Genomic DNA, 19,315 nt, shown 5'->3' on the forward strand with positions numbered 1-19,315 from the left:
CCCTTAGTGAGCGGTTTCCGCGTGGCTCATGTCCATGCCTTCCATCCCCTGGTGTGCGTTATGCTCACCTTCAGGTTGGGTCACGTCCATGCTCTTACCGTGGTCCATAAATTTGCCAATAACGTCTTTGAACAAATCAGGCTTCACGTTAGAGAAGTACTCCACCTTGTTGTATTCGCTTGGAATAGCCACTTTTTCGAACGCCGCCATGTCAGACATGGTGTTTGGTGACTGCTTCGCTTTTTCAACCCACTGGTCGAACGCGGCGCGGTCTGGCGTAGCGATAGCTTTAAACTTCATACCCGAGAAGCCTGGGCCACTATAGCTGGCGGAGATACCGTCGTAGGTGCCTGCTTCATTAGCGATCAGGTGCAGGTTGGTCTGCATACCGGCCATCGCATAGATCTGGCTACCCAGACGCGGGATGAAGAAGGAGTTCATTACGGAGTTGGAGGTCACTTTGAACTGAACCGGAGTGTTCGCCGGGAAGGCGATTTCATTCACGGTAGCAATGCCTTGTTCCGGATAGATGAAGAACCATTTCCAGTCCATGGAGACCACTTCAATGGTAATAGGTTTCTCATCGTGAACAAGCGGTTTGCTTGGCTCAAGCGCGTGAGTGGTTTTCCAGGTCAGTACGGCAAGGAACAGGATGATCAGAATAGGCACCGTCCAGACCACAGCTTCCACTTTATTGGAGTGTGACCAGTTAGGGCTATACTTCGCATCTTTATTGCTCGCACGGTACTTCCAGGCGAAACCAACAGCCATCAAGATGGCCGGGATAACCACTATCATCATCAGGCCAAATGCCGTCAGAATCAGTGAACGTTGTTCCAGTCCAATCTGTCCTTTGGGGTCTAGTAGTGCAGAATCGCAGCCGCTGAGTAATACAGTGCCTGCAAATAATGACAACCATCCCAAACTTTTATTGTATTTCCTGAGTCTCATTTAACGACCTCAATTCCACGGGAGTCTGGTGGCGTTTAAAGTGTGGGGGCATTTTACGGGAAGGTTACATTACTGTAAACATCATTAGGCCTGTGTCAGGAAGGTGTTACCGGGTTCTGCCGTGCATGTCACAAGTGTTGCAAATTGTGTCGCTTTTTAAGACAGAAGCCGCGTGCCACGGGCTTTATTACGAAAGGATCCCCAAGCATAGCTCAAAAGGGGCAATTGGTATAACCATTGTCTAAAATATACAAAAAATTAACAATTAATTATCAATATAAAGACAATTAAAAAACGAAAAATCAATCTTTCAAATGCTGAATCGGTTAACGGAAATAGCGTTTTGGATTTGGCTCCAATAATTTCCAAAAACTATCCCGCACAAAACAACAAATATTTTTTTTAGCCGCCGTCGGTTATTTCGCCGTTATAATTTCGTCTCGTGATTACAACGGGAAATAACCTTTCGCTTTTTTCTTCAGGTCATCTGCGTTTTACGCAATGCCAGGAAATCAAGCATGCCGCCGAGAAGGATCCCGGCAACGGCCAGCAGCGCACCCACGTCCAGCAGAAGGGTATCAAACGGAAGTGACAACGCGGTTGTGGCGTTGATAATCAGTACTGCAAGCCACAGCACCAGCGCAAGGCAGCCCACCATTAACAGACGCAATGCAAAACGGTAGACGCGATGGTATTCGGTGCGCGGCATAAAGTGGTCTGTCCGCTGGGTATATTCCAGCGTCCGGCGACACACCAGTAGCAGTAATATTCCAGGTACGGCAGCAATCACGGAGAAGAGATAAAACGTCGGCCAGCCGTGCGCTTCAACAAACCAGCCCGCAATCGGGCCAACATAAACGCGGCCCACGGCGGAGAGCGCCGAGAGCAGGGCGAACTGCGTGGCGGAAAACGACTTGTTGCACAGGGTCATGAGCAGAGCGACGAAGGCCGCGGTTCCCATTCCGCCGCAGAGGTTTTCAAAGAACACCGCGGTCGCCATGCTGATCATATGTTTGTCAGTGATGGAAAGCAGCCAGTAACCCGCGTTCGATGCCCCTTGCAGGATGCCGAAGATCAGCAGGGCGCGGAACAGGCTCAGGCGCTGCATCAGGACGCCGCCATACAGCGCGCCGAGGATGGTCGCAAACAGCCCCAACGTTTTATTCACCACGCCAACTTCACCGGCATCAAAGCCAACGCCGCGGATCAGGAAGGTGGTCGTCAGGCTCATGGCAAACGCATCGCCCAGCTTATAAAGGACAATCAGCAGAAGGATGAGCCAGGCATTGTTACGGCCAAAGAAATCACGCAGCGGTTCGGCAACGGCCTGTTCCAGCGAGCGTGGAACCGGGATCACATCGCTCGGTTCGGGCGCAAGCAGGGTCGCGATGATGCAGGGGATCAGCAGGGCGGCCATCAGCCAGTACATGCCCTGCCAGCCAAGGTAGCGGTCGGCCAGCCAGAGCGCCAGCCCACCGGACACGAGCATCCCCAGCCGATAACCCAACACGCTGATGGCGGCTCCCGCCCCACGCTCTTCGGCAGGTAAGACGTCCGTTTTCCAGGCATCAAAAACGATATCCTGCGACGCGGAGCAGAAGGCGATAACCACCGCCAGCGCGGCCATCCAGCGCAGCTGCGTTGTCGGCTCCAGGAAGCCCATACCGGCGATGGCCAGCAGCAGCAGAATCTGAGTGATGACCAACCAGCCGCGACGACGCCCCAGGAACGGCGGTGTATAGCGGTCCATGACAGGCGACCACAGGAATTTAAACACGTAGGCCTGGCCCACGAGCGAGAAGAAACCAATGGTTTTAAGATCGATGTTCTCAACGGTCATCCAGGCTTGCAGCGTGCCTGACGTGAGCGCGAGCGGTAAACCTGAGGCGAAACCGAGGATCAGCAAGATAGCTGATTTAGGCTGCTGGAAAATGCGTAAGTAGTGACTCGACATGTTCTTCTAAGTCTGACCCGGCTAACCGCCGGGTCAGTGAGCAGGATTAACGTGCGTTCTGTTTGATAAACTCGTGGATGCTGGTGTCCTGAGCCATATCGGCAATGGTGTCAGTCAGCACGCTATTAACCGCGTCAGCAATGTTTTTGTTAGAGGCCTGGAAAGCGCCTTCAACGGAGTAGCTGGCACGGTAGTTTTTGTTCATCTTGTTGCCATTCTTCGCCGTTGCGATGATCGCGATGTCGGCTTTGGTGGCAATGTTGTAACGCACGTTACCCTGGGAAACGTCAGCGTACAGGTTGTTCACGATGATCTGCAGATCTACCGCGCCGCTTGGGCCAACCATGTAACCGCGAGCGGTCATCTGCTTCTCAAGCACTTCCTGCAGCAGGAAACGCAGGTCGCGGGAAGCGGTCAGCGTAACCTGCTGGTTATCACGGGTCACTTTTGCCAGGGCTTGATCCTGACGCTGGTCGGCACCGTTAATGCTGATCGTCACGCCCATCAGGCTCGGGTCTTGCTGAGGAAGGGTAATTTTTGGCGTCACATCAATGGTCGTTGGCGGGGTTGCGCAGCCTGCCAGCATGAAAAGTGCTACCAACGGAAAGAAGATTTTTTTTAACATTTTGAGGTTCTCAACGAATCGTAAGCATTTAGAGAGAGAATTTGTCGCCATCATAACATTGCCAACGGCGAGGGGAAGTGGTCAACGCATGTAAATTCATCGCCTTGTCCGAAAACTAACCGGCCCACCGCTTTTCTCCGCCCGTTATGGGCAAATCGCATGAGTCTCATCGTTAACTTCATTCGTTTGACTGAGAAAATCGGATGAAAGCTAAATATTTGTTGTCAAGGTGTAATGGAAACGGTAAAAGCGGCTAATATTTAAAGGGATGGGTGACATCTTAGCGTTGTCGGAGGAGTAATTTCATGATGATACGTGAACAGATAGAAGAAAAACTAAGGGCAGCGTTTAACCCTGTGTTCCTCGAAGTCGTCGACGAAAGCTATCGTCATAACGTACCGGCAGGGTCTGAAAGCCACTTCAAAGTGGTGTTGGTGAGCGATCGTTTCACGGGAGAGCGCTTCCTGAATCGTCATCGCTTAATCTACAGTACCCTGACGGATGAACTCTCCACAACCGTACATGCGCTGGCATTGCACACCTATACCATTAAGGAATGGGAAGGCCTGCAGGATACGGTCTTTGCCTCACCTCCCTGTCGCGGTGCGGGCAGCATAGCCTGATAAATCGGATTTGCAACCGCTGGAGTTTTTCCAGTATGTTGCTTAAAGATTTCGTCAAAACGGCCTCCGGGCCGTTTTGTTTTGTCTGAGTTTTGAGCGCATGGCGCATTTTTAAGGCTAAAAATAGCCTTAAAGTGTGAAAAAAGCCGCAGCAACATGCCCCAACCGTTCTCGACTCACCTAAGTGATGCCGCTATAATGCCGCGTCTTATTGAATGTCTTCGGGATGATTCTGGCGACAGGGAATGTAAATCTGCACATTGAGAGAGCATCCCGGTAAAACAGACAGATTCAGAGTTGACCGAGCACTGTGATTTTTTTGAGGTAACAAGATGCAAGTTTCAGTTGAAACCACTCAAGGCCTTGGCCGCCGTGTAACGATTACTATCGCTGCTGACAGCATCGAAACTGCTGTGAAAAGCGAGCTGGTCAACGTAGCAAAAAAAGTACGTATTGACGGCTTCCGTAAGGGCAAAGTACCAATGAATGTTGTTGCTCAGCGTTATGGCGCTTCCGTGCGTCAGGATGTGCTGGGTGAACTGATGAGCCGCAACTTTATTGATGCCATCATCAAAGAAAAAATTAATCCAGCCGGTGCGCCAAACTACGTGCCAGGCGAATACAAAATGGGCGAAGACTTCACCTACTCCGTAGAGTTCGAAGTGTACCCGGAAGTTGAGCTGAAAGGTCTGGAATCCATCGAAGTTGAAAAACCGATCGTTTCCGTGACTGACGAAGACGTTGACGGCATGCTGGATACCCTGCGCAAGCAGCAGGCGAACTGGAAAGACAAAGAAGGCGCAGTTGACGCTGAAGACCGCGTAACAATCGACTTCACCGGTTCCGTAGATGGCGAAGAGTTTGAAGGCGGCAAAGCGTCTGACTTCGTGCTGGCAATGGGCCAGGGTCGTATGATCCCAGGCTTCGAAGACGGTATCAAAGGCCACAAAGCGGGCGAAGAGTTCACCATCGACGTGACCTTCCCGGAAGAATACCACGCTGAAAACCTGAAAGGGAAAGCAGCGAAGTTCGTGATCAACCTGAAGAAAGTTGAAGAGCGCGAGCTGCCAGAACTGACTGAAGAATTCATCAAACGTTTCGGCGTGGAAGATGGTTCTATCGCGGGTCTGCGTGCCGAAGTGCGTAAAAACATGGAACGCGAGCTGAACGGTGCTGTACGTAACCGTGTGAAATCTCAGGCTATCGAAGGCCTGGTGAAAGCGAACGAAATCGACGTTCCTGCTGCCCTGATCGACGGCGAAATCGATGTTCTGCGCCGTCAGGCTGCACAGCGCTTCGGTGGCAACCAGCAGCAAGCGATGGAACTGCCTCGCGAACTGTTCGAAGAGCAAGCGAAACGCCGCGTTGTTGTTGGCCTGCTGCTGGGCGAAGTGATTCGTACCCACGAGCTGAAAGCTGACGAAGAGCGTGTGAAAGGCCTGATCGAAGAGATGGCTTCCGCGTACGAAGATCCATCAGAAGTTGTTGAGTTCTACGGTAAGAACAAAGAGCTGATGGACAACATGCGCAACGTCGCACTGGAAGAGCAGGCTGTTGAAGCGGTACTGGCGAAAGCGAAAGTAACCGAAAAAGAGACCTCTTTCACCGAACTGATGAACCAGCAGGCGTAATTTCGCCTCAACGTTTAAAGTTTGAACAAAAAACCCGTTGCCTCACGGCGGCGGGTTTTTTTTATCGCAGCGATAGGCCAGGAAGAGTGCGAAAACGCCCTTTCAGTGATAGCGTATCAACAAAAGGTTGTTATGCTTGAAATAGAGCACTGCGAACCCCATAAGTATGTAATCACGATCAATGAGACTGGCTGATAATCCGTCCATGAGGTTACAATCAGTACAGCAGGTGTTTTCAATTTAGATCCAGGAGACGGACATGTCATACAGTGGCGAACGAGATAACTTTGCACCCCATATGGCTCTGGTGCCAATGGTTATTGAACAGACCTCACGTGGTGAGCGTTCTTTTGATATCTATTCCCGTCTGCTCAAGGAACGCGTTATCTTTCTGACCGGCCAGGTCGAAGACCATATGGCTAACCTGATCGTGGCGCAGATGCTGTTTCTGGAAGCGGAAAACCCGGAAAAAGACATCTACCTGTACATTAACTCGCCTGGCGGGGTTATTACGGCGGGGATGTCCATTTATGACACCATGCAATTTATCAAGCCGGATGTAAGCACCATTTGTATGGGTCAGGCGGCATCCATGGGGGCATTCCTGCTCACCGCGGGTGCCAAAGGTAAGCGTTTCTGCCTGCCAAATTCCCGCGTGATGATCCACCAGCCGCTGGGCGGCTACCAGGGTCAGGCAACGGATATTGAAATCCACGCCCGCGAAATTCTGAAAGTAAAAGCGCGCATGAATGAACTTATGGCGCAGCATACGGGTCAATCTCTTGAGCAGATCGAGCGCGATACCGAGCGCGATCGCTTCCTCTCTGCACCAGAGGCAGTTGAGTACGGCTTAGTCGACTCCGTTTTGACCCATCGTAATTGATGCCTGCGACGCGAGTGTGCCGCTATACTAAGGTAGGGCGGCACGCTGCTGTAAACAGCTTGCGTCTGAGAATGGCATTTGCGTCGTCATGTGCGGCACAAAGAACTTAAAAAGAGGTTTGGACTCATGACAGATAAACGCAAAGATGGTTCGGGCAAACTGCTGTACTGCTCTTTTTGCGGCAAAAGCCAGCATGAAGTGCGTAAACTGATTGCCGGGCCGTCCGTGTATATCTGCGACGAATGTGTCGACTTATGTAACGACATCATTCGCGAAGAGATTAAAGAAGTAGCGCCTCACCGTGAACGCAGCGCACTGCCAACACCGCATGAGATTCGTCATCATCTTGACGACTATGTCATCGGTCAGGAGCAGGCTAAGAAAGTGCTGGCCGTTGCGGTGTACAACCACTATAAACGTCTGCGTAACGGCGACACCAGTAATGGTGTTGAACTGGGTAAAAGTAACATTTTGCTGATCGGGCCGACGGGTTCCGGTAAAACGCTGCTGGCTGAAACGCTGGCACGCCTGCTGGATGTTCCTTTCACCATGGCCGATGCTACCACGCTGACCGAAGCCGGTTACGTGGGTGAAGACGTTGAAAATATCATTCAGAAACTGCTGCAAAAGTGCGATTACGACGTGCAGAAAGCACAGCGCGGGATTGTCTACATCGATGAGATCGACAAGATCTCCCGTAAGTCAGATAACCCGTCTATCACCCGTGACGTATCGGGTGAAGGCGTACAGCAGGCTCTGCTGAAGCTGATCGAAGGCACCGTTGCCGCGGTTCCACCGCAGGGTGGACGTAAACATCCGCAGCAGGAGTTCCTGCAGGTTGATACCTCCAAGATCCTGTTCATCTGTGGTGGTGCGTTCGCCGGTCTGGATAAAGTGATCTCTCACCGTGTTGAAACCGGCTCCGGCATTGGTTTTGGCGCGACGGTGAAATCCACGTCCGAAAAACCGAACGAAGGCGAGCTGCTTTCACAGGTTGAACCAGAAGATTTGATCAAATTTGGTCTGATCCCTGAGTTTATTGGTCGTCTGCCGGTTGTCGCCACGCTGAACGAGCTGAGCGAAGACGCGCTGATCCAGATCCTGAAAGAGCCGAAAAACGCCCTGACCAAGCAGTATCAGGCGCTGTTTAATCTGGAAGGCGTTGAGCTGGAGTTCCGTGACGAAGCGCTGGACGCGATTGCGAAGAAAGCCATGATCCGTAAAACCGGTGCCCGTGGTCTTCGCTCTATCGTCGAAGCGGCGCTGCTCGACACCATGTACGATTTACCGTCCATGGAAGATGTCGAGAAAGTGGTGATTGATGAGTCAGTTATCGGCGGTCAAAGCAAACCGTTACTGATTTACGGTAAGCCGGAAGCGCAGCAGGCATCTGGCGAATAATTCGCCAATTCATACAAGCAGTTAATCAAAAAGGGGGGATTTTATCTCCCCTTTATTTTTTCCTTATTCATGGCGTTGAATGTATGGAATACATCCCCATATACTGGATTACATGTTAATGGTTGTGTGAAGCACAGTTACATGACCAGTTTACCTGGCGGACACTAAACTAAGAGAGAGCTCTATGAATCCTGAGCGTTCTGAACGCATTGAAATCCCCGTATTGCCGTTGCGCGATGTGGTGGTTTATCCGCACATGGTCATACCCTTATTTGTAGGGCGGGAAAAATCTATCCGTTGCCTCGAAGCCGCCATGGATCATGATAAAAAAATCATGTTGGTTGCCCAGAAAGAAGCATCAACGGATGAGCCGGGTGTAAACGATCTTTTCACCGTCGGGACCGTGGCCTCTATTTTGCAGATGCTGAAGTTGCCTGACGGCACCGTTAAGGTGCTGGTAGAAGGGCTGCAGCGTGCGCGTATTACCACTCTGTCTGACAATGGCGAGCATTTCTCTGCGAAGGCAGAGTACCTTGATTCGCCACAGCTTGATGAGCGCGAGCAGGAAGTGCTGGTGCGCACCGCGATTAGCCAGTTTGAAGGCTATATCAAGCTGAACAAGAAAATCCCACCAGAAGTGCTGACGTCGCTGAACAGCATTGACGATCCTGCACGTCTGGCTGACACCATCGCAGCGCATATGCCGCTGAAGCTGACGGACAAACAGTCCGTGCTGGAGATGTCCGACGTTAATGAACGTCTGGAATATCTGATGGCGATGATGGAGTCTGAAATCGATCTGCTGCAGGTTGAGAAGCGCATTCGCAACCGCGTGAAAAAGCAGATGGAGAAATCTCAGCGTGAGTACTATCTGAATGAGCAAATGAAAGCCATTCAGAAAGAACTGGGCGAGATGGACGACGCGCCGGACGAAAACGAAGCGCTGAAGCGTAAAATCGACGCGGCGAAGATGCCGAAAGAGGCGAAAGAGAAAGCCGAAGCAGAACTGCAGAAGCTGAAAATGATGTCTCCAATGTCGGCTGAAGCGACCGTTGTGCGTGGCTACATTGAGTGGATGGTACAGGTTCCGTGGAACGCCCGCAGCAAGGTCAAAAAAGACCTGCGTCAGGCGCAGGAAATCCTTGATACCGACCACTACGGCCTGGAACGCGTGAAAGACCGCATTCTTGAGTACCTCGCGGTACAGAGCCGTGTAAACAAAATCAAAGGGCCAATCCTGTGTCTGGTTGGGCCGCCAGGGGTAGGTAAAACCTCTCTGGGCCAGTCCATCGCGAAAGCGACCGGACGTAAGTACATCCGCATGGCGTTGGGCGGCGTACGTGATGAAGCGGAAATTCGCGGTCACCGTCGGACCTATATCGGCTCCATGCCGGGTAAACTGATCCAGAAGATGGCGAAAGTGGGGGTTAAAAACCCGCTGTTCTTGCTCGATGAGATCGACAAAATGTCATCGGACATGCGTGGCGATCCGGCGTCTGCACTGCTTGAAGTGCTTGATCCAGAACAGAACGTGGCGTTCAGCGATCACTATCTGGAAGTGGACTACGACCTGAGCGATGTGATGTTCGTGGCGACCTCCAACTCCATGAATATTCCGGCTCCGCTGCTGGATCGTATGGAAGTGATCCGTCTGTCCGGTTATACCGAAGACGAAAAGCTGAACATCGCTAAGCAGCACCTGCTGCCGAAGCAGATTGAGCGTAACGCCCTGAAAGCCAACGAGCTGACCGTAGATGACAGCGCGATTATTGGCATCATTCGTTACTACACCCGTGAAGCGGGCGTGCGTAGCCTTGAGCGTGAAATCTCTAAGCTGTGCCGTAAAGCGGTGAAACAGTTGCTGCTGGATAAGAGCCTGAAACACATTGAGATTAACGGCGACAACCTGCATGCGTACCTTGGCGTTCAGCGCTTCGACTACGGTCGTGCCGACAACGAGAACCGCGTGGGCCAGGTTACTGGTCTGGCATGGACGGAAGTGGGTGGCGATCTGCTGACCATCGAAACCGCCTGTGTACCGGGCAAAGGCAAGCTGACCTATACCGGCTCGCTGGGTGAAGTGATGCAGGAATCCATCCAGGCAGCGCTGACCGTGGTGCGTGCGCGTGCGGAGAAACTGGGTATCAACCCTGATTTCTACGAAAAACGCGACATCCACGTTCACGTTCCTGAAGGGGCAACGCCGAAAGACGGCCCAAGCGCCGGTATCGCGATGTGTACCGCGCTGGTCTCTTGCCTGACGGGTAACCCGGTGCGTGCCGATGTGGCGATGACCGGTGAAATCACCCTGCGCGGCCAGGTTCTGCCAATCGGTGGATTGAAAGAAAAACTGCTGGCGGCGCACCGTGGTGGGATCAAAACCGTATTAATTCCGGACGAAAATAAACGCGACCTGGAAGAGATTCCGGACAACGTTATTGCCGATCTGCAGATCCATCCGGTGAAACGCATTGAGGAAGTTCTGACTCTCGCACTGCAGAATGAACCCTCCGGAATGCAGGTTGTAACCGCAAAATAGTGACCTCGCGCAAAGAGCGTCAATAAAAACAAGGCTGGTAAGTCATTTCGTACTTGCCAGCCTTTTTTTGTATAGCTAATTTAGATTGCTGATCGGGCCAGCCATCAACAACGGGTGTTGTAAGGTCATGGCAGGCCTGATATAACTGCTGCGCGGTCGCGTTGTGAAGGATTCAGGCGCGATATAAATTATAAAGAGAGGAAGAGAACAGTGAATAAATCTCAACTGATTGACAAAATTGCTGCTGGTGCTGATATTTCTAAAGCTGCAGCTGGACGTGCGTTAGATGCTTTAATTGCTTCTGTTACTGAATCTCTGCAGGCTGGGGACGACGTTGCACTGGTTGGTTTCGGTACTTTTGCTGTTAAAGAGCGTGCTGCCCGTACTGGCCGCAACCCTCAAACCGGTAAAGAGATCACTATTGCTGCCGCTAAAGTGCCGGGCTTCCGTGCAGGTAAAGCGCTGAAAGACGCAGTAAACTGATTGCTTTCCCGCTTAAGGGAAGCCGAAAAGTATAAGGGCGCATCATTCGATGTGCCTTTTTTGTTTGTCCAGGCCTGATTTGTGCGAGTTTATGCGAGTTGTGGGCTGACAATCGCACTGGTTTCTTGTCACAATACGCCTTTACGCGCAGCGGTCAGGATTTTCCGTTAGCGTCAGGTAACCAGTCACATACAGCGGAGTGTTGTTACACCATGATGGACAGCTTACGCACGGCTGCTAACAGTCTCGTGCTCAAGATTATATTCGGTATCATTATCGTGTCGTTCATATTGACCGGCGTGAGTAGCTACCTCATCGGCGGTGGCGCCAACTATGCCGCAAAAGTGAATGGCCAGGAAATTAGCCGTGGGCAGTTTGAGAATGCTTTCGCCGGTGAACGTAACCGTATGCAGCAACAGCTGGGCGATCAATTCTCTGAACTGGCTGCAAACGAAGGCTACATGAATAACCTGCGCCAGCAGACGCTGAACCGTCTTATCGATGAAGCGCTGCTTGACCAGTATGCCAAAAACCTGGGACTGGGGATCAGCGACGAGCAGGTCAAAAAAGCGATCTTCTCGACGCAGGCATTCCAGTCTAACGGTAAATTCGATAACGCTCGTTATAACAGCATCGTTAATCAGATGGGGATGACGGCAGACCAGTACGCGCAGGCGCTGCGTAACCAACTCACCACCCAGCAGCTCATCAATGCCGTTGTGGGCACGGATTTCATGCTCAAAGGTGAAACGGACGAACTGGCTGCGCTGGTGGCGCAACAGCGCGTTGTGCGTGAAGCGACTATCGACGTCAACGCCCTGGCTGCGAAGCAGCAGGTGAGCGACGCCGAAGTGAACGCCTGGTACGAGCAGAACAAGAATTCTTTCGTTGCGCCTGAGCAGTTCCGCGTAAGCTACATCAAGCTGGATGCTGCCGCTCTGCAGGGGAATGCCTCAGATGCGGACATTCAGTCTTACTACGACCAGCACCAGGATCAGTTCACCCAGCCGCAGCGTAACCGCTACAGCGTGATCCAGACCAAAACCGAAGCCGATGCCAAAGCCGTTCTCGACGAGCTGAACAAAGGTGCCGATTTCGCGACGCTGGCGAAAGCAAAATCCACCGACATCATCTCTGCCAAAAATGGTGGCGATATGGGCTGGCTGGAAGCGGCAACGACCCCGGACGAACTGAAAAACGCCGGTCTGAAAGACAAAGGCCAGCTGTCTGGCGTGATTAAATCCTCCGTTGGTTTCCTCGTGGCGCGTCTGGACGATGTTCAGGCCGCAAAAACCAAGCCGCTGGATGAGGTACGCGATGAGATCGCGGCCAAAGTGAAGCAGGAAAAAGCGCTGGATGCCTTCTACGCCCTGCAGCAGAAAGTGAGCGATGCTGCGAGCAACGACAACGAATCTCTGGCGGGTGCAGAGCAGGCCGCGGGTGTGAAAGCCGTTGAGACGGGCTGGTTCGGCCACGACAACCTGCCGGAAGAGCTGAACTTCAAGCCGGTTTCTGATGCCATCTTCAACGGTGGTCTGGTGGGCGAAAACGGTGCGCCGGGTAGCAACTCAGACATCATTACCGTCGACGGTGACCGTGCCTTCGTGCTGCGCGTGACCGATCATAAAGCTGAAGCGGTGAAACCGCTGGCTGAGGTGAAAGACCAGGTGGTTGCCCAGGTTAAACACAGCAAAGCCGAGCAGCAGGCGAAGCTGGACGCTGAAAAACTGCTGGCCGCTCTGAAGGCGGGCAAAGGTGATGAGGCGCTGAAAGCGGCGGGTCTGAGCTTCGGTGAAGCGAAAACGCTGAGCCGTACCGGTCAGGATCCTGTCAGCCAGGCGGCGTTCAGCCTGAGCCAGCCAGCGAAAGGCAAGCCAGGCTACGGCACTGCAACCGATATGCAGGGTAACGTGGTTCTGCTGGCGCTGGACGAAGTGAAAGCGGGAACGCTGCCGGACGCACAGAAAAAAGCGATGGTTCAGGGTATCACCCAGAACAACGCTCAGATCACGTTCGAAGCGATGATGAGCAACCTGCGTAAAGAAGCCAAAATTAAGCTCGGCGACGTCATCACGCAGCAGCAATAATTACGTCGCTGCTCGCAGATTTTCGTAACGCTCTGCAAAACCTAAAGGCCGCTTTCGCGGCCTTTTCCATTTCTGTTATCTGCCGTTTGTGCCTGTTTTCCCTTGTCGCTATCGTGATGTGGCTGTCAACAAACAAGGAGAAAACAGCATGAAACGTGGAATCAAAGCACTGCTTATTACCCTGGCTATTGCCACCACCGGGATGAGCGCAGGCGCGCTGGCGTCAACGCCCGCAGCTAAAACGCAGGCCGCCCAGAGCAAATCTGATTCAACCGCACAGGCGCAGGGGCAAATGAAAGCCACTGACGCGGGTAAAAGCGCGGAGGATGACGGCGCGCGAGTGAGCATCAATTCAGCATCGGCAGAGGATCTTGCCCGCGCGATGAACGGCGTCGGCCTGAAAAAAGCCCAGGCGATCGTCAGCTACCGGGAAGAGTACGGTCCATTTAAAACGCTCGACGATCTGAAACAGGTTCCGGGCATGGGGAGCTCGCTGGTTGAGCGCAACCTCTCACACCTGACGTTGTAATCGCACAATAACTTGCACGGCGGCAAAAATTTGCCAGGATAAAGAGGTCATACCAGTTATGACCTCTGAACCTATAACTACAGTAAAGGCTTTTGCGCTATGCAGACAAAAATCAAAGTACGCGGTTTCCATCTTGATGTGTACCAGCACGTCAATAACGCTCGCTATCTCGAATTTCTGGAAGAGGCTCGCTGGGATGGCCTGGAACACAGCGACAGTTTTCAGTGGCTGACCGCACACAACATCGCGTTTGTGGTCGTCAATATTAATATCAACTACCGGCGTCCTGCCGTGCTGGGCGATGTCCTGACCGTGACCAGCCAGGTCCAGCAGCTAAACGGAAAAAGCGGTGTACTAAGCCAGGTGGTGACGCTGGATCCAGAAGGGCAGGTGGTGGCCGATGCCCTGATCACCTTTGTGTGCATCGATCTCAAAACGCAAAAAGCGCTGCCGCTGGAAGGGGAGTTACGTGAAAAGCTGGAGTTGATGATCGTGTAAGGTGAGATAGATATCACCGTGCTGTCGGCGTTAACGTGGCGGCAGCACGGTGTAATGCCCGGTTATTTCAGGCCGGTCTTTTGCTTCATGGCGGCCATCACGCCGGGTTTATCGGCCAGGTAGTGGTTCAGGCCATTAGCACGCAGGTTACAGGCCGCACACTGGCCGCACCCGTCGCCTTTGATGCCGTTGTAGCAGGTCAGGGTTTCACTGCGCACCAGGTCCAGTTTGCCCCAGTAGTCTGCCAGCGCCCAGGTTTCGGCTTTGTCGAGCCACATCAGCGGCGTTTCGAAGCGCGTCTCTTTCGCCATGCCAAGGTTTACCGCGTGGTTCAATGCTTTGACGAACTCATCGCGGCAATCCGGATAGCCCGAAAAGTCGGTTTCACACACGCCGGTGATCACCGCTTCGGCTTTAACCTGGTATGCATAGATCGCGGTTAAGGTCAGAAAGAGGATATTACGGCCCGGCACAAAGGTGTTCGGGATGCCGCTGGCGTCGGGTTCGTAATCAGGAACCGGAATACTGTCGCGGGTGAGGCTGCTCACGGCCAGTTCGTTTAACAGGTTAACGTCCAGCACCTTGTGCGCTCGCGCGCCCAGTTTCAGGGCCAGTTCGCGCGCAACGTCGATTTCAGCGCGATGGCGTTGACCATAATCGAAAGTGACACAGTGAACTTCATCGTACTGATGAAGCGCCTGAATCAGGCAGGTAGTGGAATCTTGTCCTCCGCTGAACACGACGACGGCACGTTTCATAAATCATCTCGACAGTTACGGTAAAAGCGTTATGTTACCGCCTGGCTCTGGCGGCGACCAGCCCCTTCACGATTTGGGGGCCGGAAGCCAGGCTTCGGTGAAGTCAAACCAGCCGCGGGTATTCAACCGTATCCCGTTGACGCCCGGCGGGGCGCTGATCCGGTACTGATAGTTAAACAGCGGCGTCAGCACCGCATTTTCCATCAGCTGGCTGAATATCGCTTTAAGCCCGGCGTGCCTTGCCTGCTCATCCACCTGCGTTTGCACCGCGTCCAGCGTCGCCTGCAGGTGCGAATACTGCGGCGCGCTTAGCAGATGCGGCCACAGCGGGTCGCAGCGTAACCACTGTTCGAGCGTATATTCTGGCGCTTCGCCAATCAAACGATCGCCCATCATGATGTCGGCCTGCGCCAGGGCCGGGCACCCATCCCAGTTTTTAGCGTCATGAAAAATCAGGGTCAGCTCACAGCCTTGCCGGGAAAGATACGCTTTCAACTGGTTCGCCATGGTGTGTAGCTCAACGGGAAGATGGTAAACCAGCGTCAGCGTTTGCGGCAGCGGCACGTCGGTGAGGTCCGGCCACTCGGGAATGCGCCACCCGGGAAGCAACTCCTCTGTAGGGGTGATTAACCCCTCGTCCAGCGGAAGGGTGTGCAGGAGCGTGGAAAGGTGGATGATATTGACCAGCCGTTTCGCCTGGCGTTCGCTGAGGCGGCCGCCCTGTTTAAGCGTGAGATAGCAAAAGCCGAGGCTGGTGCTGTTACTCACCAGCCGCAGACTGGCCAGCTCGTCCGGTTCGCCAATGGCGATTTGAACCGGGTGGCGGCAGCTTGTTCCCAGCCCGGAATCGAAAAGCTGTGGGGTGATCCAGAACTCGATCGCTTTCAGCAGCGGGTGGTTCAAGTGGTACTGCTCATGGCTTTCAAGACGGACCAGCTCCGCATCATACAGGGTAAGCCTGAACGGACCGCAGCCCGTCATCGGCTGGTCAGGGTGCGCAAGCCGGCTGCAGTAGGTTGCCAGCCGGTGCGCCAGCCAGTAATCCGGGCGATGCAGCATAAACGTCAGGCACTGAGGATGCGTCACTTCAATGCGCAAAACGCTCTGAAACAGCTTTTGCAGGGCGGGCATGGCCAGCAGCCCCAGCAGGCTTTGTTGCAACTGGGCGGTGTCGACTTTATCGCCGTTGTGCCAGTGTAGCGTGGAGCGGATATAAAAATGCCAGCGCAGCCCGTCGGGAGAGACCTCCCAGTGGTGCGCCAGATCGCCCGCCGGTTCATTGCTGCTGTCGTGAAAGCGGGTTAATCCGCAAAAAACCTGGCTTGCCAGATGCTGCTCCGCCCGGCCGGGCAAAAAGCCGGGCGTTAGCGGGTCCAGTGAGCGGTAATAGGGGATGCGCAATACGGGCGTATCGTTCTGCCAAAGGCCACCCATAAACGGATGCAGCAGGGCGCGCAAATCCTCAGGGGCAAGCTGCGCCAGCTCGAGCGCATTATGCTGCTGCCCGCTTTTCAGCGCCTCTTCCATCATCGTATTACGCAGGGACTCCGGGGTGACGTGGAACGTCAGTTCACCGCGCTTGCCGCGGCCGGACTGCGCACGCCAGCTTAGCCAGCCCGCCTCCTGCGCCTGGCGCAGCAGCGTACGCACGTGCCGCTCGCTGCAAAAACAGCGGCCAGCAAGTTCGTTGACGGTGACCTGCTGTGGTGCACCACCGGAGGGCTGCCACAGGCGTTGATACTGATTGAGACGGTTAAGCAGGCGCATAAGAAACCCGGAACAATAATTATCATCTATTCACTATTACTTCCGTATATCTCACGCAATACTGATGCACAAGTTAATTGCATCTTTTTTCAGGAGTACTCATGGCTCGGCTCGCAGCATTCGATATGGACGGCACCTTGTTAATGCCGGATCACCGTTTAGGGGAAATCACCCTGAACACGCTGAAGCGTCTGCACGAGCGTGATATCACTCTGACATTTGCCACCGGTCGTCATGTGCTGGAGATGCGCCATCTGATGGGCGCGTTTTCCCTGGACGCGTTTTTGATAACCGGTAACGGGACGCGGATCCACTCCGTCGAAGGTGATGTGCTGCACCGTCAGGATCTCAACCCGGAAGTGGCGGACATTGTGCTGCACAGTACCTGGGATACCCAGGCCAGCGTACATGTCTTCAATGATAACGGCTGGTTTACCGGACAGGCGATCCCCGATCTGCTGCACGCTCACGTTTATAGCGGGTTCAGCTATCAAATCGTCGATCTGCGCCGCCTCCCCGCGCATGCGGTGACCAAGATCTGTTTCTGCGGCGATCACGACGATCTCCGCCGCCTGCGCGTACAGCTTAACGAAGCGTTAGGGGACCGCGCGCATTTGACCTTCTCGGCGGTGGACTGTCTGGAAGTGCTGCCGGTGGGCTGTAACAAAGGTTCGGCCCTGGCGGTGCTGAGCGATCACCTGGGCTTAACGATGCAGGATTGTATGGCGTTCGGCGACGCCATGAACGACCGCGAGATGCTGGGCAGCGTCGGTCGCGGTGTGATTATGGGGAACGCGATGCCGCAGCTGATTGCTGAGCTACCTCATCTGCCGGTTATCGGACACTGCCGTAACGAAGCCGTGTCCCATTTTTTGACTCATTGGCTGGACAACAACAACCTCCCGTATTCCCCCGAATAGTGAGACCCTTCCAGCAAGCCAGACTTCGGTCTGGCTTTTTTTTATTTCAGCATCCCGGCAATTTGCGCTTTCCATGGCGCAATGTCACCGATATTGGCCTGCACCCACCCGGTGTTGTAATAGGTATCCAGATAGCGCTCACCGCTGTCGCACAGCAGCGTCACGATAGAGCCGGTTTTCCCGGCCTCGCGCATACGCACCGCCAGCTGTAGCGCGCCCCACATGTTGGTCCCGGTGGAAGCACCGACCTTACGGCCAAGCTGTGTCTCCAGCCAGTGGGCCGTCGCCACGCTGGCCGCATCCGGTACGCGGAGCATCTCGTCCACCACTTCTGGAATAAACGACGGTTCCACGCGCGGGCGACCAATCCCTTCTATTTTGCTCCCCACCGGGCTGCGCAGCCCGGCATCACGGCTCTGCCAGTAGTCGAGGAACACCGAGTTTTGCGGGTCAACCACCATCAACTGCGTATCGTAGCCCTGACAGCGGATATAGCGTCCGATTGTCGCCGAGGTGCCGCCGGTGCCTGCGCTCATCACAACCCAGGAGGGTACCGGATGAGGCTCGTGGGCCATCTGGCGGAAAATACTGTCGGCAATGTTGTTATTGCCCCGCCAGTCGGTCGCACGCTCGGCAAAGGTGAACTGATCCATGTAATGGCCGTTCAGCTCGCGGGCCAGCATCTCCGATGCGGCGTAGATTTCGCAGGCGCTTTCCACAAAGTGGCAGCGACCGCCGTAAAATTCGATCTGCTCGATTTTGCGTTTGGCGGTGCAGGAGGGCATCACGGCGATAAACGGCAGGCCAAGCAGGCGGGCAAAATAGGCCTCTGAGACCGCCGTTGAACCGGATGAGGATTCAATGATGGTGGTGCCTTCTTTAATCCAGCCGTTACATAACCCGTATAAAAATAGCGAACGCGCCAGGCGGTGCTTCAGGCTACCGGTAGGATGGGTGCTTTCATCTTTCAGATAGAGCTGAATGCCCGCAAAGCCGGGCAGCGAAAGGCGGATCAGATGGGTATCAGCCGAACGCTGGTAGTCGGCATTGATTTCGCTGATGGCATGTTTAACCCAGTTGCTATTCATCGTATTTATCCGTTTGTCATTTTGTGCCCAGCATAGCGAAAAGCACAGAAAAAATTGTTGCTATCTGGCCTTTAAAATAGAATGTAAGGAGAAAATTTTTCTCTGTGAGGTGGGTATGCTAGATAAAATTGACCGCAAGCTGCTTTGCCTGCTGCAAAACGACTGCACCCTCTCTTTGCAGGCGCTGGCTGATGCCGTTAATCTGACCACCACACCCTGCTGGAAGCGCCTGAAAAAGCTGGAAGATGACGGCGTCCTGCTGGGACGCGTGGCGCTACTGGATCCCGAAAAACTGGGGCTGGGGCTGACCGCCTTTGTCCTGATAAAAACGCAGCATCACAGCAGTGAATGGTATTGCCGTTTCGTTAACCAGGTTTCAGATATGCCTGAGGTGCTCGGTTTCTGGCGCATGGCCGGTGAGTACGATTACCTTATGCGCGTTCAGGTGGCCGACATGAAACGTTATGACGACTTCTACAAGCGGCTGGTCAACAGCGTGCCGGGCTTGTCGGACGTCACCTCCAGCTTCGCGATGGAACAGATTAAATACACCACTGCGTTACCTATTGAATAACTTC

17 protein-coding genes are annotated in these 19,315 nt (G+C 53.7%); 11 read left to right on the forward strand and 6 right to left on the reverse strand.

Features of this window, described 5'->3' with window-relative positions; translation table 11 throughout:
* Window positions 1–3: 3 nt before the first annotated feature.
* The 3 genes from cyoA to QLG21_RS05770 all read right to left on the reverse strand — a co-directional run bounded on the left by cyoA (window position 4) and on the right by QLG21_RS05770 (window position 3,530).
* Window positions 4–951: a cytochrome o ubiquinol oxidase subunit II gene (gene cyoA, locus QLG21_RS05760; RefSeq protein ID WP_006176902.1), complete on the reverse strand. Its 948-nt coding sequence runs from the start codon at window positions 949–951 to the stop codon at window positions 4–6.
* A 478-nt stretch (window positions 952–1,429) separates the two neighbouring features.
* Window positions 1,430–2,905 (reverse strand): muropeptide MFS transporter AmpG, encoded by a 1,476-nt coding sequence (gene ampG, locus QLG21_RS05765; protein ID WP_137849203.1) that lies wholly within the window; start codon window positions 2,903–2,905, stop codon window positions 1,430–1,432.
* Between the two features lie 46 nt (window positions 2,906–2,951).
* Window positions 2,952–3,530, reverse strand: coding sequence for a lipoprotein (locus QLG21_RS05770; protein WP_137849202.1), 579 nt, complete (start codon window positions 3,528–3,530; stop codon window positions 2,952–2,954).
* 305 nt (window positions 3,531–3,835) lie between these two features.
* On the opposite strand from QLG21_RS05770, the gene bolA reads away from it, so the two are divergent.
* The 9 genes from bolA (at window position 3,836) to QLG21_RS05815 (ending at window position 14,204) form a co-directional block, all read left to right on the forward strand.
* Entirely contained in the window at window positions 3,836–4,153 is a 318-nt protein-coding gene (gene bolA, locus QLG21_RS05775; protein WP_006176905.1) for a transcriptional regulator BolA, read from the forward strand.
* A 332-nt stretch (window positions 4,154–4,485) separates the two neighbouring features.
* The gene (gene tig, locus QLG21_RS05780) at window positions 4,486–5,784 is read left to right on the forward strand and encodes a trigger factor (protein WP_006176906.1); all 1,299 of its coding nucleotides are present in this window, start codon (window positions 4,486–4,488) and stop codon (window positions 5,782–5,784) included.
* 259 nt (window positions 5,785–6,043) lie between these two features.
* Window positions 6,044–6,667 carry an ATP-dependent Clp endopeptidase proteolytic subunit ClpP gene (gene clpP / locus QLG21_RS05785; RefSeq protein ID WP_014069126.1) on the forward strand — a complete coding sequence of 208 codons (624 nt, stop codon included), beginning with the start codon at window positions 6,044–6,046 and terminating at the stop codon, window positions 6,665–6,667.
* Between the two features lie 126 nt (window positions 6,668–6,793).
* The gene (gene clpX / locus QLG21_RS05790; protein WP_006176908.1) at window positions 6,794–8,068 is read left to right on the forward strand and encodes an ATP-dependent protease ATP-binding subunit ClpX; all 1,275 of its coding nucleotides are present in this window, start codon (window positions 6,794–6,796) and stop codon (window positions 8,066–8,068) included.
* Window positions 8,069–8,252: 184 nt separating this feature from the next.
* Complete coding sequence (gene lon / locus QLG21_RS05795; RefSeq protein ID WP_006176909.1) at window positions 8,253–10,607, forward strand: endopeptidase La; 2,355 nt, start codon at window positions 8,253–8,255, stop codon at window positions 10,605–10,607.
* A gap of 210 nt (window positions 10,608–10,817) precedes the next feature.
* Window positions 10,818–11,090: a nucleoid-associated protein HU-beta gene (hupB, locus tag QLG21_RS05800; protein ID WP_002444653.1), complete on the forward strand. Its 273-nt coding sequence runs from the start codon at window positions 10,818–10,820 to the stop codon at window positions 11,088–11,090.
* Window positions 11,091–11,302: 212 nt separating this feature from the next.
* A complete protein-coding gene (gene ppiD, locus QLG21_RS05805; protein ID WP_282484042.1) occupies window positions 11,303–13,177 on the forward strand; it encodes a peptidylprolyl isomerase in 1,875 nt (624 codons plus the stop codon).
* Between the two features lie 148 nt (window positions 13,178–13,325).
* Window positions 13,326–13,706, forward strand: coding sequence for a helix-hairpin-helix domain-containing protein (locus QLG21_RS05810; protein ID WP_282484043.1), 381 nt, complete (start codon window positions 13,326–13,328; stop codon window positions 13,704–13,706).
* Window positions 13,707–13,805: 99 nt separating this feature from the next.
* Entirely contained in the window at window positions 13,806–14,204 is a 399-nt protein-coding gene (locus QLG21_RS05815) for a YbgC/FadM family acyl-CoA thioesterase (protein WP_282484044.1), read from the forward strand.
* 62 nt (window positions 14,205–14,266) lie between these two features.
* Here QLG21_RS05815 and queC read toward each other — a convergent pair whose 3' ends face one another.
* Both queC and QLG21_RS05825 read right to left on the reverse strand, forming a co-directional pair.
* The gene (gene queC, locus QLG21_RS05820; RefSeq protein WP_058609290.1) at window positions 14,267–14,962 is read right to left on the reverse strand and encodes a 7-cyano-7-deazaguanine synthase QueC; all 696 of its coding nucleotides are present in this window, start codon (window positions 14,960–14,962) and stop codon (window positions 14,267–14,269) included.
* A gap of 66 nt (window positions 14,963–15,028) precedes the next feature.
* Window positions 15,029–16,729, reverse strand: a complete 1,701-nt coding sequence (locus QLG21_RS05825; RefSeq protein WP_137849199.1) for an SgrR family transcriptional regulator — start codon at window positions 16,727–16,729, stop codon at window positions 15,029–15,031.
* Window positions 16,730–16,830: 101 nt separating this feature from the next.
* Here QLG21_RS05825 and cof point away from each other — a divergent pair, with 101 nt between their 5' ends.
* A complete protein-coding gene (gene cof, locus QLG21_RS05830; protein ID WP_006176916.1) occupies window positions 16,831–17,649 on the forward strand; it encodes an HMP-PP phosphatase in 819 nt (272 codons plus the stop codon).
* 41 nt (window positions 17,650–17,690) lie between these two features.
* On the opposite strand, the gene QLG21_RS05835 is transcribed toward cof, so the two are convergent.
* Window positions 17,691–18,737: a PLP-dependent cysteine synthase family protein gene (locus QLG21_RS05835; protein WP_282484045.1), complete on the reverse strand. Its 1,047-nt coding sequence runs from the start codon at window positions 18,735–18,737 to the stop codon at window positions 17,691–17,693.
* Between the two features lie 115 nt (window positions 18,738–18,852).
* On the opposite strand from QLG21_RS05835, the gene QLG21_RS05840 reads away from it, so the two are divergent.
* A complete protein-coding gene (locus tag QLG21_RS05840) occupies window positions 18,853–19,311 on the forward strand; it encodes an Lrp/AsnC family transcriptional regulator (protein WP_006176918.1) in 459 nt (152 codons plus the stop codon).
* The last annotated feature ends 4 nt before the right edge of the window (window positions 19,312–19,315 follow it).

The sequence above is a fragment of the Enterobacter sp. V87_3 genome (assembly GCF_029967835.1).
GTDB classification, from domain to species: Bacteria; Pseudomonadota; Gammaproteobacteria; order Enterobacterales; family Enterobacteriaceae; genus Enterobacter; species Enterobacter cancerogenus.

Coding starts and splice junctions, on each gene's coding strand:
- clpP (WP_014069126.1), top strand. CDS start 6,044: ATGTCATACAGTGGCGAACGAGATAACTTTGCACCCCATATGGCTCTG.
- QLG21_RS05815 (WP_282484044.1), top strand. CDS start 13,806: ATGCAGACAAAAATCAAAGTACGCGGTTTCCATCTTGATGTGTACCAG.
- ppiD (WP_282484042.1), top strand. CDS start 11,303: ATGATGGACAGCTTACGCACGGCTGCTAACAGTCTCGTGCTCAAGATT.
- clpX (WP_006176908.1), top strand. CDS start 6,794: ATGACAGATAAACGCAAAGATGGTTCGGGCAAACTGCTGTACTGCTCT.
- QLG21_RS05770 (WP_137849202.1), bottom strand. CDS start 3,530: ATGTTAAAAAAAATCTTCTTTCCGTTGGTAGCACTTTTCATGCTGGCA.
- QLG21_RS05810 (WP_282484043.1), top strand. CDS start 13,326: ATGAAACGTGGAATCAAAGCACTGCTTATTACCCTGGCTATTGCCACC.
- ampG (WP_137849203.1), bottom strand. CDS start 2,905: ATGTCGAGTCACTACTTACGCATTTTCCAGCAGCCTAAATCAGCTATC.
- lon (WP_006176909.1), top strand. CDS start 8,253: ATGAATCCTGAGCGTTCTGAACGCATTGAAATCCCCGTATTGCCGTTG.
- cof (WP_006176916.1), top strand. CDS start 16,831: ATGGCTCGGCTCGCAGCATTCGATATGGACGGCACCTTGTTAATGCCG.
- bolA (WP_006176905.1), top strand. CDS start 3,836: ATGATGATACGTGAACAGATAGAAGAAAAACTAAGGGCAGCGTTTAAC.
- QLG21_RS05840 (WP_006176918.1), top strand. CDS start 18,853: ATGCTAGATAAAATTGACCGCAAGCTGCTTTGCCTGCTGCAAAACGAC.
- tig (WP_006176906.1), top strand. CDS start 4,486: ATGCAAGTTTCAGTTGAAACCACTCAAGGCCTTGGCCGCCGTGTAACG.
- QLG21_RS05825 (WP_137849199.1), bottom strand. CDS start 16,729: ATGCGCCTGCTTAACCGTCTCAATCAGTATCAACGCCTGTGGCAGCCC.
- queC (WP_058609290.1), bottom strand. CDS start 14,962: ATGAAACGTGCCGTCGTCGTGTTCAGCGGAGGACAAGATTCCACTACC.
- QLG21_RS05835 (WP_282484045.1), bottom strand. CDS start 18,737: ATGAATAGCAACTGGGTTAAACATGCCATCAGCGAAATCAATGCCGAC.
- cyoA (WP_006176902.1), bottom strand. CDS start 951: ATGAGACTCAGGAAATACAATAAAAGTTTGGGATGGTTGTCATTATTT.